The 17,752-nt window shown below is 41.3% G+C and carries 11 protein-coding genes; 6 read left to right on the top strand and 5 right to left on the bottom strand.

Features of this window, described 5'->3' with window-relative positions:
- The first annotated feature begins 23 nt into the window (after window positions 1-23).
- The 4 genes from LZG71_RS09235 to LZG71_RS09250 are packed head-to-tail and all read left to right on the top strand — an operon-like array spanning window position 24 to window position 7,217.
- Window positions 24-3,380, top strand: coding sequence for a SusC/RagA family TonB-linked outer membrane protein (locus LZG71_RS09235; RefSeq protein WP_233819314.1), 3,357 nt, complete (start codon window positions 24-26; stop codon window positions 3,378-3,380).
- Between the two features lie 50 nt (window positions 3,381-3,430).
- Window positions 3,431-4,912, top strand: coding sequence for a RagB/SusD family nutrient uptake outer membrane protein (locus LZG71_RS09240; RefSeq protein ID WP_233819316.1), 1,482 nt, complete (start codon window positions 3,431-3,433; stop codon window positions 4,910-4,912).
- A 33-nt stretch (window positions 4,913-4,945) separates the two neighbouring features.
- Window positions 4,946-5,872, top strand: a complete 927-nt coding sequence (locus tag LZG71_RS09245; protein ID WP_233819318.1) for a putative zinc-binding metallopeptidase — start codon at window positions 4,946-4,948, stop codon at window positions 5,870-5,872.
- Window positions 5,873-5,906: 34 nt separating this feature from the next.
- Window positions 5,907-7,217, top strand: coding sequence for a DUF4302 domain-containing protein (locus tag LZG71_RS09250; RefSeq protein WP_233819320.1), 1,311 nt, complete (start codon window positions 5,907-5,909; stop codon window positions 7,215-7,217).
- Window positions 7,218-7,289: 72 nt separating this feature from the next.
- On the opposite strand, the gene LZG71_RS09255 is transcribed toward LZG71_RS09250, so the two are convergent.
- The 4 genes from LZG71_RS09255 to LZG71_RS09270 form a co-directional block, all read right to left on the bottom strand.
- The gene (locus LZG71_RS09255) at window positions 7,290-8,663 is read right to left on the bottom strand and encodes a RagB/SusD family nutrient uptake outer membrane protein (RefSeq protein WP_233819322.1); all 1,374 of its coding nucleotides are present in this window, start codon (window positions 8,661-8,663) and stop codon (window positions 7,290-7,292) included.
- Window positions 8,664-8,693: 30 nt separating this feature from the next.
- Window positions 8,694-11,795, bottom strand: a complete 3,102-nt coding sequence (locus LZG71_RS09260) for a TonB-dependent receptor (RefSeq protein WP_233819344.1) — start codon at window positions 11,793-11,795, stop codon at window positions 8,694-8,696.
- Window positions 11,796-11,987: 192 nt separating this feature from the next.
- Window positions 11,988-12,752, bottom strand: coding sequence for a glycosyltransferase (locus LZG71_RS09265; RefSeq protein WP_233819346.1), 765 nt, complete (start codon window positions 12,750-12,752; stop codon window positions 11,988-11,990).
- Entirely contained in the window at window positions 12,752-14,014 is a 1,263-nt protein-coding gene (locus tag LZG71_RS09270) for a glycosyltransferase family 4 protein (protein ID WP_233819348.1), read from the bottom strand. The genes LZG71_RS09265 and LZG71_RS09270 overlap by 1 nt, the downstream gene beginning before the upstream one ends.
- A gap of 273 nt (window positions 14,015-14,287) precedes the next feature.
- On the opposite strand from LZG71_RS09270, the gene LZG71_RS09275 reads away from it, so the two are divergent.
- Entirely contained in the window at window positions 14,288-15,556 is a 1,269-nt protein-coding gene (locus tag LZG71_RS09275; RefSeq protein WP_233819358.1) for a nucleotide sugar dehydrogenase, read from the top strand.
- A gap of 201 nt (window positions 15,557-15,757) precedes the next feature.
- Complete coding sequence (locus tag LZG71_RS09280) at window positions 15,758-16,666, top strand: class I SAM-dependent methyltransferase (RefSeq protein ID WP_233819360.1); 909 nt, start codon at window positions 15,758-15,760, stop codon at window positions 16,664-16,666.
- A gap of 251 nt (window positions 16,667-16,917) precedes the next feature.
- Here the strand turns inward: LZG71_RS09280 and LZG71_RS09285 are convergent, their stop codons facing one another.
- Window positions 16,918-17,724: an FkbM family methyltransferase gene (locus LZG71_RS09285; protein WP_233819371.1), complete on the bottom strand. Its 807-nt coding sequence runs from the start codon at window positions 17,722-17,724 to the stop codon at window positions 16,918-16,920.
- Window positions 17,725-17,752 lie beyond the last annotated feature (28 nt).

Raw genomic sequence — 17,752 nt, forward strand, 5'->3', positions numbered from 1 at the left:
AGCGTTAGACTTTTACACTTTGTATGGAAATTTTTTATCGGAACCGTAGTTCTAACCGACTGCTTTTGGATTCTCTGAGTGCAATTTTCCTTGTATTCTTTTTATTCCTGATACCTTCTCATGCCGACGCCCAGACAATCCCCGTCCGCGGTACCGTTAAAAGTACTTCCGGTGAATTACTTATTGGTTCTACGGTCAGAGTAAAAGGCACACAAAACGGAACGGTAACCAATGCCAATGGGGAGTTTGAACTTCAGGGCGTTGAAGCCGGAGTATCCCTGGTTGTAACCATGATCGGATACATTCAAAAAGAAGTACCGGCATCAAGAATCGTAAACATCATCTTAACCGAGGACGCTGTAGGTTTGCAGGATGTGGTAGTAACTGGTTTTCAGCAGATCGATAAAAATAAGTTTAGCGGTTCCGCAGTAACCCTTAAATCAGAAGATGTTAGAATTGATGGTCTTCCTGATGTAAGTAGAATGCTTGAAGGACGTGCTGCTGGAGTTTCTATTCAAAACGTATCGGGTACGTTTGGTGCAGCACCAAAAATCAGGATTCGTGGAGCCACTTCACTAAATGGAGCAAATAAGCCATTGTGGGTGGTTGATGGGGTAGTTCTGGAAGATATTGTGAATATTTCCAACGATCAGCTTTCGAGTGGAGATCCAACAACATTATTGGGTTCCGCTGTTGCAGGGCTCAATCCGAATGATATAGAAACATTTGATATTCTAAAAGATGCAGCCGCAGCGGCATTGTATGGTGCGCGTGCCATGAATGGTGTGATTGTAATCACCACAAAAAAAGGGAAAAGCGGAAAGCCTGTTATTTCTTATTCGGGCAATTTTAGTACCCAGTTGAAGCCTTCCTATCGCAATTTTAACATCATGAATTCCGGGGAGCAACTTTCGATTCTTGGTGAATTAGAAAGGAAGGGTTATCTGAATACGGATATTCTGTCCATGCCAGACTACGGAATATATGGGAAGTTTTACAACTCTGTATCGGGTGATGATCAGGGAAATTTTCCTGTTCAGAATACTCCGGAAGCTAAAAAGGCATTTTTACTTCGATATGGAAGAGCCAATACCGATTGGTTCGATGTGTTGTATAAGCAAAATTTAGTTCAGGAGCATTCGCTTAGTATTTCCTTCGGTACGGATAAATCCCAGTCTTATTTTTCAACCAGTTTTTTAAATGATAATGGTTGGACAATTGCGGACAAAGTGAGCAGGTACACGCTCAATTTTAGAAATACCTATAAGTTGTCTGATCGTGTAACGCTTGGCTTTTCTACTCTTGCCTCCATCCGTAACCAACAGGTCCCGGGCTCATTAAGCCGTAGAAGTAATCCTGTTGAAGGCCGATTTGACCGCGATTTCGATATCAATCCGTTTAATTACGCACTGAATACAAGCAGAACGCTGACTGCCTATGATGAAAACGGAGACCTTGAATTTTTTAGAAGAAACTATGCGCCGTTTAACATTGTCCATGAACTGGCCAATAACAAAATCAACCTGAATGTTGCAGATATCAGGCTGCAAGGAGATTTCTCATATAAAATTACCGACCATTTGACCTATGATTTTCTTGGTGCTTTGAGATACATTCAAACAGGGCAGGAGCATAGAATATCGGAAAACTCAAATATGGCGAATGCATATAGAGCAGCAGATAATGCCACTATTGCAGACAGAAATAAATACCTGTATAAAGATCCTGATGATCCTAATGCATTTCCAGTTGTCGTGTTGCCGAGTGGGGGATTCTATAATCGCAATGAAGATCAGATGAAGTTTTATAATGTCAGGAACAACCTGAGATATAACAGAACATTTGCTGAAAGACACACTGTTGATCTTCTTGTAGGGCAGGAAGTTAAGTACACCAATCGTCAGAATTACAACAATACAGGATATGGGTTTCAGTACGATCAGGGTGGTACACCGTTTGTTGACTATCGTATCTTGAAACAAACCATAGAGGCAAATTTCCCGTATTATGGAATGAAGGAGGAGTATGAAAGATTTGCTGCTTTCTATGGTAGTGCCGGTTATACACTCGACGAGAAATATAATTTTACAGCTTACCTGCGATATGATGGTTCCAATAGATTTGGAAAGTCGGCGGCAGCGAGATGGCTTCCTACCTATACAGTTGCAGGTTCATGGAATTTTGACAGAGAGGAATTTATCAAAAAGTTTTCATGGCTCAGTATGGGACGTCTTAGGGCCAGTTATGGGTTATCTGCAGATACCGGTCCTGCATCCAATGCTTCCGTTTTGTTTCAAAGCTTCATTACCAACCGTCCCTTTGCGAATGAGAAAGAATCATCATTACAGTTAGCTGCATTGGAGAATACGGAACTAACCTGGGAAAAACTTTACAGTGGTAATGTAGGGCTGGATCTTGGGTTATTCGCCAACCGGGTTAACCTCACTATGGACGGTTATATCCGTAAAAGTTTCGACCTGATCGATTTTATTAAAACTTCGGGTGTAGGTGGTCAAATATATAAAGTGGCCAACTACGCAGATATGGAGTCGCAGGGAATTGACTTTTCTCTTGGTGGAGTGGTATTAAAGAATAAGAATTTTGACTGGCGAGCTACCATTAACTTTGGATATGCGAAAACTCTCATTACCAACGTAAGCAATGATCCGGGAATATTTGATCTTGTGAAAGCCGAAGGAGCAAATGTTACGGGTCGTCCAGTTCGAAGTCTTTTCTCTATTGATTACAGATCATTAAATCCTGAAACTGGTGTGCCGATTTTTGTCAATGAAACTGGCGAGGTGAGTTCGGATGTGTATTTGCAAGATCAAAATGTGAGATATTTGAAATACGAAGGACCAGTTGATCCGCCATTTACAGGAGGTTTCAATAATACCTTTAACTACAAAAATCTTTCACTCAATATACTATTTACCGGGCAGGCTGGAAACAAAATTAGAATGAATCCACTTTTCAGAGGGACGTTCAGTGACTTGGATGCAACACCCAAAGAATTTGCTGATAGATGGGTAATTCCGGGAGAAGAAGGGCCGACAGATGTTCCTGCAATCAGCGATAAGCTTTATCAGCAATACCTGGCGGGCACTTATCCTTACAGTATTTACAATTACTCCCGCGAGCGAGTTGCAAAAGGAGACTTTATCAGATTAAAATCAATTGCGCTGTCGTACAAAATTCCTTTGACTGCTGTGAAAAGAGTAGGTTTGACTGCTGCAAATATTCAGTTTTCATCCAGTAATCTCGCATTGCTATACTCTGATAAAAAGCTGAAAGGGCAGGATCCGGAGTTTTTCAATGCTGGTGGAGTGGCTCAGCCTCTTCAAAAACAATTTACACTTGCGTTGAAACTTACTTTGTAATGAACAGCAATTTAGAAACCCGAAATTATTGCGACAATAATAGGAAGACAATGAAGTCGATCATACACGAAACAAAGAAAGTGGCAGCCATATTTCTGGTTGTCTCCATGCTGACAAGCTGCGAGGATTTCTTATCCAAAGAGCCAGACAGTACTCGCGCGTCAATATCTACGCCCAAACAGGTGTCGCAGTTATTGACAACTGCATATCCGCAGTCCGGGTATGTGGTTATGGCTGAATCCATGAGTGATAATGTGGTAGACAAGGGCGTTGGTGAAGATGATAAAACCAATCGCTTCTCTTTTCTTTTTGAAGAGGTAGATGCGCCTGTTGGCACGTCTGATGCTCCGGATTCCTACTGGGCTGAATGTTACAGAGCAATATCAGTAAGTAACGAAGCTCTTCATATCATCAATTCCTCAGCAGATCCCGTCCAATTTAATGCACAAAAAGGAGAGGCTCTTGTTGCCAGAGCTTATGCACATTTTATGCTCGTAAGCTTTTTTAGCAAATTTTACAATGCACAAACCGCTGCCTCTGATCCGGGAATTCCTTATGTTACAGAACCCGAAAATGTGGTAATTAAGAAGTATGAACGCAGGACAGTAGCTTATGTGTACGAAAAGATTGAAGAGGACCTTTTGGCAGGGCTACCGCTTATAAGCGACGGTTCGTACACTGTACCAAAATATCATTTCAACCTGGCGGCTGCTAATGCTTTTGCTGCTCGCTTTTACCTTTTCAAGAAAGATTACGCCAAAGTTTTACAATATACAAATGCTGCATTTCCAGGCTCTTCGGTGGTGGACAATCTTCGTCCCTGGAATACGACAATGGAAAATATGTCGCCAGACGAACTCACAACCATTTACTCACAGGCAACTCAGCGATCAAATCTCTTGCTTGTCGAAACGGCTTCATTGATTGGTCGTTACATGCCTCGTTATCGCTTTGGAGTTTCTTTTGGTAAGCAGCGTGAGATTTTTTCCAGCGAAACCATGGTGTCTGCCAATGCTAGCTGGTCATACCCGGTTTATTATCAGGGAGATAATAATTATTTTGTTCCTAAGTGGTATGAGTATTTTGTGCGAGAATCAGTTAATGCAGACACGGGTGTTCCCTATGTAATGCTACCACTGTTTACGGCAGAAGAAGTCCTTTTTAACCGAGCTGAGGCCAAGGTGTTTTCGAGCCAAAATGCAGCTGCTCTTGCTGATCTGAATTTGTTCCTGAGCAAGAGGATATCGGGTTACCATGCGTCAACGCACACACTTACCCAGGCTAAGCTTCAAACTTATTATGGGTCAAACAACTTTGCCAACAATCTAATCAATGCCATAATGGATTTCAAGAGGGCAGAATTTATGCAGGAAGGAATGCGCTGGTTCGATTTGCAAAGATTTGCAGTTCCTGTTGAACATACTGATAATGTCGGTAATGTTATTTCTTCTGTCGGAGCAGATGATCCACGCAGGGTATTTCAGTTACCTCAAAGCGCTACTATCTCTGGCTTGGAGTTGAATGCGAGATAAGAATTACATTGAAAGATTTTAAATGTTACAAATATGAATAAATTATCAGGATTACTGTTTTCAAGTATCTTTCTCCTGTGCAGTGTAGTGCTGGTGTCTTGTAAGGAGGACGAAATTGGTGATGTTGAAAATATACCAGGACTTGGTGGTGATGAATGGGTAAAAGGTCCGATTGATGATTGGATTTTTAGCAATATGACAACCCCCTATAATATTTCAGTGAAATATAAATGGGATCAGTTCGAGTTTGATAACGTTTTGAAAACACTTGTTCCGGCAGATGAGGCTCAGGTTATTCCTTTGTTATCAAGTATTGACAAAGGATGGGCAAAACCATATGTGGAAGAGGCGGGGAAAGTCTTTTTTAATAAGTATTCCCCAAAACTTTTTGTGCTCTCAGGCAGTGTAGAATACAATCTTGATGGCTCTGTAACTGGTGGACAGGCAGAGGGAGGACGTAAGATCGTAATGATGGGAATTAACCGATTTAAAGTAAAGGGAATGCCGGGATACAAGGCGGAAACAGATTCGCTTTATGCCAAGTTCTTTGTTTTCCATGTCATACAACATGAGTTTGGCCATATCCTCCACCAGAACAAAAACTATCCGCAGGAATACAAGACCATTAGTGCCGGGAAGTATTATGGTGCCAACTGGATCAACTACAGGGACGAAGATGCGTTGCGGGATGGTTTTGTGACTGCTTACTCTGCTTCCAACTTCGACGATGATTTTGTGGAGATGATTGCGGTGATGCTTATGGAAGGTAAAGATGGTTTTGATAAAATGGTTAATGCAATACCACCAGGCACCACTGCAAAGGGAACTACCAGAGAACAGGCTCAGTCAGCACTTAGACAAAAAGAGGCAATGATTGTGGCCTATTATAAAAACTCCTGGAACATTGATTTCTATGCATTGCAGAAAAAGACAAGGGCTGCAATGGTCAGTATGTTTTGATAGGATTTAAAGAAGTTTTTAAAAATATTACCTGATGAGAAAGTCGATTTTATATTTTCTGCTGCTTTCGGCGGGCTTTTGGTCCTGCGAAAATAAGGATGAATCTGTTTTTGAAAAGACTACGGACGAGCGTCTGAATGAAGCTCTCGGAGCTTATGAAAAACAATTGTCTGAGGCGGCTTATGGCTGGAATGCGGTGGTATATCCAGGCAACGAAAGCAGTTATGGATTTTACATGAAATTCGATGATAAAAATCGGGTATCAATGTATTCGGATTTTACGGAAACGTCAGCAAAAACGCCAAAGGAAAGCAGCTACCGCCTGAAAGCCATGCAAACACCTACACTCATATTCGATACTTATGGCTATATGCATCTGTTGGCAGATCCTGACGGTGGGGTGAACGGCGGGAATGACGGAGATGGGCTCCTTTCTGATTTTGAATTTGCAATTTATCCGGACTCAGTTACGACCGACAGGATTGTTTTTGTAGGAAGGAAAAATCAAAGCAAGCTCATATTAACCCGTGCAACTCAGGCGCAGCAAACTGCGTTCAATGGTGGTGGTCAGGCAGCAGGTCTTGCTTTTAACAACATTTCCAAATACCAGGTTTATTTTAAAAGACTAACATTTAATGGTGTCACTTATGAAATTGCGGTAAATCAGGTGGACAGAATAATTAAACTGACATGGCTTGACGGCACTACTGTGAGGACTTTCACCACCACTTATTATTATGATTCGGAAGGGTTGGTTTTTGCGAAACCGTTTGTAAATGGATCCAATACAATAAACGGATTTAATAAAATTACCTGGGATGAATCCCGCACTCAGTTATCAGTTTCAGTGAATGGTACAACTTCTGTTATTGGCACAGCAATCAGACCTTTGTCAATAGATCGTGCTGCTCCACGTGCATGGTGGAATGCACCGCAGGCTACAGGTGGCGAGTGGCGTTCAGTATCCGGTTTTCATGTCAATGGCGTAGATGATGCATTTGGTCTTAAGACATTAACTTCTGATTCTTTTCCTTACGTGGTGTATCTGTACATACCTGCATACGGTTCTGGATACGATTTGTTTGCTCCCGCATTTTTTGAGGATGGTGGCCTTTCGTTGCACTATGGCGATGCTGTAAGAACACCTAATTTTACAAGTGATGGCAGAATAATCTTCTCAATGGCAGGGACTCTGGGTGACGTGCCGAAAACCGGCCCGGTAGCTCAAATGTCAGCGCAACTTTATGAGTCTAGTGGGTATTATCTAATTCAAACGTCAGAAAAAACGTATGATATGGTAAGCGTGAAAGATGCCAAGTCTTGGATAAGTTGGTTTAGAATTTGATCATCAAGAATAGAATATAACAAAAAACACGCTCCCTTCGAAGCGTGTTTTTTGTTATCGGCTAATATAGTCTTAGTTGTATCCTTCGTTCTGAACAAGTTTGTTATTGGCATCAATCTCCCTCTGAGGAATAGGAATGATAAGTTTTGGAGAATTATAGGGAAGTGAGCCTATGTTCTCTTTATTACGTCTTGCGTCATGCAGCGTATGACCTTCAAAAGCTAATTCCAGATGACGCTCTTTCTGTATTGATGCGAGCGTAACGGTTGTAGCAGCTGGCAGCCCTGCTCGGCTGCGTATTACATTAATGTCCTGAACTGGTGTTGCTCCGGTAGTAGTTCCTAATCTGAAATTGCATTCAGCACGTGTAAGGTACATTTCAGCCAAGCGGAATTGGAGAACGTTGCCGTAAGTATCCAGGTGTTTTTGGGTATAGACATTGTTTGTGCTCAGGAAGAAATCTCCACGTGTATCAGCATCTTCATATAAGTTTAAATGTCTAGGAAGTACTCTGATATCACCTCGACCGGAAGTTCCCGTAATCTCGTCAATAGTTTCACCGAAATAAGTATTCAGGTCATTAACTCCGTCCTGTTGAGTCACAATCATAGAGAAAATGTACTCTTGCGGGTTGGCACCACCATTTCTTAGAAACGTGTAAAAAAGCGAACTAAAAGGTTTTATAATGCTATATGATTTCGAATCAATCACTTCATTTACTGCTTCATTAGCTTTTACATATTCTCCTTGCATCAAATATACCCTGGATAACTGAGCAAGCGCAGCATATTTCGTAGCATAAAAAGTGTTAGTTTCTGGTAATAACTCTTTTGCAGCGTTGAGATCTTCTAGAACTTGTGCATAAACTTCTGCAACTGAATTTCTTGCAATTTTATCTTCATCGCTTACGCCCCGCGTAGGTGTCAATACTAAGGGTACACCTAGATTTGAAGCATTATTGCCATCACCCCATGTTTTGGCGTACAATCTTACGAGATCAAAATAAATAGATCCACGAATAAATCTTGCTTCGCCCTCAATTCGTTCACGTTTTGACTCATCAACGATCTCTAATGCGGACAAGACATTATTACACCTATTGATAGCGACATAAGAGTCACGCCAGGTAGTGAGAGCAGATACATTGACAGTGGTCATTTCTTTGTTGAACATTTCCAGCAAATTTTGAAAAGTCCCACCAAAGCCTAGTTCTCCGTTATTGCCTAATAATTCGGCGGCAACCTGAAACCCTCCTCCATAAACATCTTCATCCTGTAATCCGTCGTAACATCCAATGAGTGTAACTTCCACGTCTTTGGATGTACTTAACGCATCATTCTCATCAATACTTTGGGTAGGGTTAACGTCAAGCCGATTGTTGCAGCTACTTGTAGCAAACAGAAATGATGTAAGTAAAATAGCGTATATTCTCATATTCTTTTTCATGATTTTTCTAGTCGAAGTGGTGCTTTTTAATCAAAAACCAACATTAATACCAACCAAAATTGTACGTGGTTGAGGGGCTGTGTAAAAGTCAGTTCCCAAGGCAAATTTTAAATCTTTCTCGCTCATATCATCGGTATTTACTTCTGGATCCCATCCTTTATACTTGGTGAAGGTTGCGAGATTCATTGCAGATACGTAAAGTCTTATACGGTCCATTTTCATACGTCCAAGCAATTTAGCAGGCAGGTTGTATCCTAATGTCAATGATCGTAGACGTAGATAGGATCCGTCATAGATGTATCTTGTAGATGCCTGATTTCCATTACTTCTATAAAAACGAGCTTCAGGAACATCAGTTTTTTTGTTTTGAGGAGTCCACGCATTGAGCTGATCAGAAGTTTGGTTGTCTTCGTAAATTCCATTAGCTGATGAATACTGGCCAACTCCATAGAAGTTGATTTTGTTACCGGCAACTCCATTAAAGAATATATTCAAATCGAAACCTTTGTACGCAAAAGTGTTTGTGATACCTCCAAGTACTTTTGGGTTAGGATTTCCTGCCACTACGCGCTGCGCAGAGTTATAACCACTATTTGTTACAGTTGATCTGTCAAGGGTACCATCTGCGTTAGTACTGTTTTTATAAAAAAGTGCATCTCCATTATTCTCATCTACACCCGCATATTCAACTGTATAGAAAACGCCAACTGGCTGTCCTTCCATCACACGGCTCATATTTCTCAAACCGCCTTCTATAATTTGTCCCTGAATATCAGTAACCTCGTTTTTATTGGTTGCAATATTGAAGGAAGTATTCCATTTGAAGCTTCCCACAGTATTTTGCGTATTCAACACAAATTCGAAACCTTTATTTTGAAGCTTGCCAATGTTACTGACTTTGGTTGAAAAACCTGATGTAGCAGGAACATTGACCTCAAAGAGGAGTCCGCTTGTAAATTTTTCGTAGTAATCAATTTCCCCATTGATACGGTTGTTGAATAGACCGAAATCAACACCGAAGTCTGCCTGAGTAGTAGTTTCCCAGCGAAGATCAGGATTGCCTATCTGAGATGGACGCTGACCTGCCGCTCCCGCATATCCTGCGTCCCCAGAAAACAATCCGAGTTGCGGAAAATCACCTATTTCCGAGTTGCCTGTTTTGCCATAGCTGGCTCTTAATTTCAGGAAACTCACAGCATTGCTATTTTTGAGGAAGTTTTCCTCAGTAAGTACCCATCCCGCTGATACAGAGGGGAAGAATCCATAACGTGAATTAGCTCCAAAACGAGAAGAGCCGTCAACCCGTGCACTTGCTGATAGTAAATATTTGTCGGAGAATTTGTAGTTAAGGCGTAAAAAGTACGAAAGAAAGCGATAGTTGGTTTCGCTTGAACTTCCTCCTGATTTTGTGGCCGCACTTGCTATTTTTTTATAGGAATCAGATGGGAATTGGGTTCCTTCTGTAAAGCTGAATTTGGACTGGGACTCTTGATAAGACATTCCTAATACCCCGCTAATCCCATGCAGCCCTAACGTTTTGTCGTATGAAAAAAAGTTATTTGTATTGTAGTTTGTTACAAATGTGCCATAATTGTTACCAAGTCCATTACTTGCAGCACTTACGTTTCTAACGTTTTGACTTTGATAATAGCCTTCCTCATTTTGATTCAAAAGATCTATCCCTAATTCACTCCTGAATTTCAGTTCAGGAGTGAAACTGATCTGGCCGTATGCATTGGTTAGATTTCGAAAAGAGGTTGCAACGAAACTGGCATAGTTAATTGATATCATTGGATTGAAGTACAATGGCAGACCGGTATCTCCAGGAGGGGTTCCGGTAACCAGGCCTGTTTCCGAATCTGTAAATGGAGTAAGCGGGGTAAGAGCTGCCATTTGCAGAGGATTTGAGAATGCATTGTCTCCTGGAAGCCTATGGTTTACAGTTCTTGCAAGCCCCATGGAAACACCAATTTGCAGCCATTTATAAGCTTGGTGATCCAGATTCATTCGTGTTGAAATACGATTCAGCTTATTACCTACCAGAATTCCTTTTTGGCCTAAATATTGTCCTGACAAAAAGAATTTGGTCTTGTCGGTCCCTCCGTTCAGTTGTAAATCAAGCTGTTGCATTGGACCCTTTTGGAATGCCTGATCTTGCCAATTGTAGTCCCGTTGTTGAGGGGTGTTGTAGGTTCCCATGCTGTAGTATTCCAAAAAACCACCTTCTCCCAACATATAGTTTGACCAGTAGTTAGGATCATCGGGATCGTTGTCTATGCGATCGCGTGTTGCAGTAGCCTGGCTATAGAACTTTACATATTCATCCGCATTTAAAAAGTCGACCCGCCTTTTTGCCTCGGAAACACCCATTTGGTAATTTACACTAACATTGGTTTTGCCAGCCTTACCTCTTTTTGTAGTGATCAATACAACACCATTTGCAGCTCTTGAACCGTAAATTGCACCTGCTGATGCGTCTTTAAGGATTTCGATAGATTCGATATCATTCGAATTAATGTCAGCAATAGGATTTGTTGCACCTCCATTATTGCTTTGGTCGGATGTTGTGATGGGCATTCCGTCGACTACATATAGTGGCTGACTACTTGCACTTATAGAAGAATTTCCTCGTACCCTTACATTGATTGCCTGACCTAGCTTTCCGCTTCCGCTATTGACATAAACGCCTGCTGCTCTTCCCTGAAGTGCCGCATCAACACTTGCAACAGGCATATTTTGGATTTCCGTGCCTTTTACCTGGGCAATGTTTCCAGTTAAATCCCGCTTGATCTGAGAGCCAAAACCCGTAACCACCACTTCATCCAAACTACGTGTGTCGCTGGCTAATTGTACGTCAATAACGCTTTGGTTCGCAACCGCGATTTCCTTTGATACTGTCCCTACAAAGCTGAATATTAATATTGATGTAGATGAACTTACTTGAATAGAATACTTGCCCTCAGAATCTGTTTGTGTTCCGTTGCTTGATCCTTTTTCCTGTACAGTTGCGCCAGCCAATAGGGATTCATCTTCCGATGATGATACCTTTCCGGTGATAATTATACTCTGTCCATAACTTGACCAGCATATGCTTAAAGTAATAAACAGAATTAATAGAAGATTTTTTTTCATAAATATTTGATTTGGTGTTATGGTTAAATTGTAAAACAAATATATAGTAATTGCTTTAACAACAAGATGATTGTTGCTATTCTTTGTGAATTGTGTATTTTTTTGTTTGGATTTGATTGCGAAAGATTGAAAATGTTACTTCGTCCCTGAGGCAAGTTATTTATCCTTGCTATATCCAATCGATTGCATAACCTACCAATACTTTCCATTCTTTCTTGCAAACCAGAATCCGCGCCAAAAAATGAAGAGGTGATTGATTATAGTTGGGATCAAACCGAAATGTTTTCGGAGAACTGAGAAACGGTCGAGTAGGGAGCGTCGGTGATTCTGAACGGAAGTTCCGCCGAGTAGATATTTACAAAGAATGAAATTCAGCAGTTGGGTGCGACCGGCATTTTTAATGCAGCTGATTTCCCAGTCAATATCTGCACTCAGGTTGGTGATGTCGTACTGAGGAGCGATGCTTTTTTTTGCAATAAATGACTGATGGCATACCCTCATACCTGTTGCGAAATCCTGCCATTTTAAATTTTGAGGCAATTGATGTGGCGTGAATTTGCTTCTTAATCCCACTTCGGCACCGTTTTCCAGCACAAACATGGCGTCGCTGTAATAGATGTCAGCATCGCTCGTGATATTTTCTATCAGTTGGGTCAGGACGCGCGGGTCATACACTTCATCACCGGCATTTAAAAACCAGATATACTTTCCGGTGGCAAGGTTGAGTCCTTTGTTCATGGCATCGTAAAGGCCGTGATCCCGCTCAGATACCGTTTGGGTTATAAAGCTGTACTGGTCAGCTATTGCAAGTGTTTCGTCTTTGGAGCCGCCATCAATGATCAGATATTCTATTAAACCAGAATCCACGCCACGCAAAGCATCCTGAACACTATGAAGTGTTCTGCCGAGAAATTTCTCAGCATTATAGGTGATCGTGACGATGGTAATTAATGACATTATACTTCCGTTTTATTTTTCAGCAAAATCTCATACAGCTTGCTATATTGGGTTGTTACCACTTTTTCGGAATAACTATCCATCACTTTTTTGCGTGCCGATTCTGAAATTTTTCCTAAAAAGTTTTCTCTGATCACCCAACTTATTCCCTCAGAAAGTGATTCGGACGATTTAAGTTCTGCAACATAGCCATTCACTTGGTGGTTGATCATTTCGGGAATGCCGCCGGTAGCAAATCCAACTGCCGGTGTGCCGCAAGCCATCGCTTCCATAATTGTATTGGGCAGGTTGTCTTCCAGCGAAGGCACCACGATCATGTCCGCTGCATTGTAAACTTTCACCATTTGTTGCGGTTCCGATATTTTTCCAAGATAATGCACCGGTGTAGGGAATGAATCGAAACTGTTACCGGTTGCCTTTCCGAAAATGAGTACTTCCGCATCATCGTGCTGTTGGGCGTAATTTTCCAGGGCTTCTTTGAAGTAGAGAAAACCTTTTCTTGGATCCTGCGTATTGGCACCGGCAAAAAGAATCAGCTTTTTATCAACGGGCAAGCCAAGTTCATTTCTGATCTCGGCCTTGTTTAAAGGCTGAAACAGGTTGGTGTCAATGCAGTTTGGTATATTAAGTGCCGGGATATTTTGAGTAAGGGCAGCCTTTCTCGTCAGTTCGGTAAGCCAGTTGCTGGGCGAAACCAATACCATATTGGTGTTTTTATACAAAGCAGCCTTTTCTTCAAATTGTGAAAAAGAGATGTCGTACTGACCCGGTTTGGCAAGATAGGGACAGTACTGACAATGGCTTAAATAATTATCGCAGCCCCGACTGTAATGACAGCCTCCGGTAAACGCCCACATATCATGCAAAGTCCATACGATGGGTTTGCCAAGAGAAAATAATTTTTCAAGAGAGACGATCGACAAAAAACCAAAGTTGATCCAGTGAAGATGGATAATGTCCGCTTTCTGAACCAATGGATGTTTGCTGATGTCGGCTCCGGCAGCGGCCGGTGAAAATGCAAAACGTATGCTGCTATCTTTTTCGTAAGGGAGAAAATGAAGCCGTTCGGATACAAATCTGAAAAAAGCGACTCTTGAATCCCACTTGGAAGTTGCCAGTGCCTTTACATTTTCTTCTTGATTACTTACTTCCGGAATCAACATCCATGAATCTTCACCGGAACGAAGCAGGGCACGATGCAGTCGCGTTGCCGCAACTCCGGCTCCTCCTTCCAAATGAAACGTACTGAGATGAAGAATCATATTTTTTGTTGAATCCTGAATGAAGAGCAAAAATGAATTTCATTCACGCATCGACTTACGACGGCAAAATTAAAGAGTTCTGGCGTTTATTCATTTTTATTCAGGAAAAGTAATTTATTCCTTCATACTTCATAGGAACAAAATAGAATACCGTCTCCCGGTTTTACAGAAACTATAAACATTGAGTTGCATGATTCAATTCAGATTCCTGCAAAATTTCCTGTTCAAGATTAATATGTATAGTTTTATACTTTGTTATAAAAATTACGATACATGTTGTCAGAAGTTGCTGCAAGTAAGATTGCAATCATAGGTCTTGGTTACGTTGGATTACCCCTGGCGGTGGAATTTAGCCGTAAATACCCTGTCCTGGGTTTTGATATTAACCGTGAAAGGATTGAGGAATTAAAAGCAGGTTATGATCGTACTCAGGAAATTTCAGAACAGGATTTTCAGCGTGTTCAGGATCTTGCTTTCTCTGGTGATACTGATTCATTAAGGGCATACAATACGTACATCGTTACTGTACCAACACCGATAGATAATTATAAAAAGCCTGATTTAGGTCCGCTTTTGAAAGCCAGCCAGACGGTAGGGAGCGTGTTGAAAAAAGGTGACATCGTGATATATGAGTCGACGGTTTACCCTGGCTGTACAGAGGAAGACTGTGTTCCGGTGCTTGAAAAAGCCAGTGGGTTAAAATACAACGTCGATTTCTTTTGCGGCTATTCTCCAGAACGGATTAACCCGGGAGACAAAGTCAATACTCTTACCAAGATCAAAAAGGTAACTTCTGGGTCCAATCCGGCGGTGGCAACGCTGGTTGATGCATTATATGGATCTATTATTGAAGCCGGAACATATCTTGCTTCCAGCATTAAGGTAGCCGAGGCTTCCAAAGCCATTGAAAATGCACAGCGCGATGTGAATATTTCCTTCGTTAATGAACTCGCGCTCATTTTTGACCGGATGGGAATCGATACAACCGAAGTGTTGGAAGCTGCCGGAACCAAATGGAATTTCCTGAAATACAAACCTGGACTGGTAGGAGGCCACTGTATCGGTGTGGATCCGTATTATCTGGCATATAAAGCCGAATCACTCGGGTACTATCCACAAGTTATACTTTCCGGTCGCCGGGTGAATGACATGATGGGTGTTTTTGTAGCGAATAAACTGGTTAAACTGTTAATCAAAAAAGGACACAGGGTCGAAGGAAGTCGTGTGCTGATATTGGGTATTACTTTCAAGGAGAATTGCCCTGATATCAGGAATACACGTGTTGTGGATGTGTATAAGGAGCTGAAAGATTTCGGTATGCAGGTGGACGTTTACGATCCGTGGGCATCTGCGGAACAGGTTGTTGAAGAATATGATATTGCTCTGGTTGACAAGCCTACTGATAAATATGAAGCGGTCATTTTAGCCGTATCCCATCAGTCTTTTCAGCAATTGGTTATATCAGATTTTACAAATGAAAAGTCTGTGATCTTCGATTTGAAGTCGACGTTGCCGAAAGAATCAGTTGATTCGAGGTTGTAAGGTTTTAAGTTTCAAGGTTTCACGCGAAGCGAAATAAGGTAGGGCAAAGAACGCAAAGAGAAAATTAACTTAGCGGTCTTTGCCTTTTGTCTTTCCTACTTTGCGTGAGACCTTCACTCACAGAATTAAAGAGCTGTGGCATTAACCTTATTTTTGATCAGAAAAAGTATATTTACCCAAATTTCGGTGAATAGAAAAACAATGTCTACAGAGAAAAAAAGTCACGAGGCGCATTCTGGGTGGTATGAAGTTCAATATGCTACAAAAGAAGCTCAGGAAAAAGCGATTACAGACTGGAAATACGATCAGGATAATAATACCATCAACAACTGGATACACAATAGGTTACTTGCCTTCGCAAATCCGTTTGTGAATGAAAAAAAGAACTGGCTAACAGTTGGGGATGGATATGGTTTCGATGCTAATTTCTTTTTCAGAAAAGGGCAGGATGTTACAGCCTCCGACATTGCTGGTACCTTTCTGCCTCTCTCCCAAAGTCAGGGGCTTTTTGAAAAATATGCTATTGAAAATGCAGAAAACCTGACCTTTGCCGATAATACTTTCGATTACGTCTTCGTAAAAGAGGCATATCATCATTTTCCCCGTCCATACATGGCAGTTTACGAAATGCTGAGAGTGGCCAAAGATGCAGTAATTTTGGTTGAGCCACACGATCCTATTTCCAAGATGCCGTTACTTCTGGCCATGAGAAACATCTTCGATCGCTTTGATACTTCCCTGTTACAAAAATATTGGAAAAACCGTTATTCATTTGAAGAGGTGGGTAACTATGTATTCAAATTATCAGAAAGAGAGATAGACAAGCTCGCAAACGGAATCGGGCTTCCAATGGTTGCTTTTAAGGGTATTAATAATAACTATTGGAAACCGGACATAGCCAAGGAGAAAGCAGACGATTCTTCACCAGCCTTTAAAAAAATTAAGAGAAAACTGTCGTGGCATAACTTTCTGACCAAATGCTCTCTAATGCCTTCACAGGTATTGTGTGCCGTAATTTTCAAAAAGATGCCTTCCGAAAAGGTCATAGAAGCAATGAGGAGCGATGGCTTCCAAATACATGTTTTTCCGGTAAACCCTTATTCGAGGTAGAGTTCTGCTGATCGCAATTGGCGTGTTTTATGCAGGTAAGCAATGTTATATTGTTTTTAGCAACACAACATATCCAGACCCTTTGATTGGAAGCTCTTGCTATTTTGATCCGAAATTAGTCTTGCTTCCGATTTTGAAGTGAATCTAAGTTTCACGCAAAGCAAAATAAGGTAGGGCAAAGAGTGCAAAGAGAAATTAATCTTAGCGGTCTTTGCTTTTTTTCTTCCCTGCTTTGCGTGAACCTTAACATGCTACTCTCTCCACCCAAAGATATTCAGCTGCAAATCCATCACCTCATTGCCGCGATATTTGTGGTTTACAAAAGGGCGTAACCTATGCTGATTGGTATCAATAAAATAGCGGAAACCGTTTTCTTCAAAAACACGGATCACATCTGCCAATCCCTGCGTATTGCCTATATAGGAATGGAACTCAACGAAGAGGTTTTTAACATTGCCAAGCGAATTTTTACAATCTTCCAGAACTTCAATTTCTGCACCTTCAATATCCATTTTCAGGAAGTCAATCGAATTTTCTTTTTCAAGATATTCTTTTAACCTGATGGAAGGGATAAGTTTCTTTTCAGCCTTGGAATAAATGGAGGATGAATCGGCCGACTCACTACCAAACCAGATTCCCTCCGTATCTTTCCAAACTGCCTTTGGGATAATTTCCACACCTTCGACTTTATTTCGTATCAGGTTAGAACGTAGTATCTGTATGATTTCCGGCTCGGCTTCAAAAGCGCTTATTTTTGCATTGGGGTACAATTCTTTGAAATACAGAACACTCATGCCAACGTTGGCGCCGCAGTCCAGAATAATAGGAGATGGATTGTCGGACTTGAAAAAGTAAAATTCATCAGCATAAATCTCTTTGTACTGCCATAAAAATGACATCACGTCCGGCACTTCAAGCTGGTATTTTCCGAAGCTGACATGCGTACGGTTGTGCCGTTTGGCATTACCATATTTTAGAAGCAGTTTGATGAATTCTCTGTCACGCGAAGTACGTAACGCCTGAAATGGTTCTTTGAGCAAATAGCGCAGCCAGTACATGAAATTGGATTATGCATTTAATTTCGGG

Source organism: Dyadobacter sp. CY312, from assembly GCF_021390535.1.
Taxonomy (GTDB): Bacteria; Bacteroidota; Bacteroidia; order Cytophagales; family Spirosomataceae; genus Dyadobacter.

Coding starts and splice junctions, on each gene's coding strand:
- LZG71_RS09235 (WP_233819314.1), top strand. CDS start 24: ATGGAAATTTTTTATCGGAACCGTAGTTCTAACCGACTGCTTTTGGAT.
- LZG71_RS09285 (WP_233819371.1), bottom strand. CDS start 17,724: ATGTACTGGCTGCGCTATTTGCTCAAAGAACCATTTCAGGCGTTACGT.
- LZG71_RS09275 (WP_233819358.1), top strand. CDS start 14,288: ATGTTGTCAGAAGTTGCTGCAAGTAAGATTGCAATCATAGGTCTTGGT.
- LZG71_RS09240 (WP_233819316.1), top strand. CDS start 3,431: ATGAAGTCGATCATACACGAAACAAAGAAAGTGGCAGCCATATTTCTG.
- LZG71_RS09255 (WP_233819322.1), bottom strand. CDS start 8,663: ATGAAAAAGAATATGAGAATATACGCTATTTTACTTACATCATTTCTG.
- LZG71_RS09265 (WP_233819346.1), bottom strand. CDS start 12,752: ATGTCATTAATTACCATCGTCACGATCACCTATAATGCTGAGAAATTT.
- LZG71_RS09280 (WP_233819360.1), top strand. CDS start 15,758: ATGTCTACAGAGAAAAAAAGTCACGAGGCGCATTCTGGGTGGTATGAA.
- LZG71_RS09260 (WP_233819344.1), bottom strand. CDS start 11,795: ATGAAAAAAAATCTTCTATTAATTCTGTTTATTACTTTAAGCATATGC.
- LZG71_RS09270 (WP_233819348.1), bottom strand. CDS start 14,014: ATGATTCTTCATCTCAGTACGTTTCATTTGGAAGGAGGAGCCGGAGTT.
- LZG71_RS09250 (WP_233819320.1), top strand. CDS start 5,907: ATGAGAAAGTCGATTTTATATTTTCTGCTGCTTTCGGCGGGCTTTTGG.
- LZG71_RS09245 (WP_233819318.1), top strand. CDS start 4,946: ATGAATAAATTATCAGGATTACTGTTTTCAAGTATCTTTCTCCTGTGC.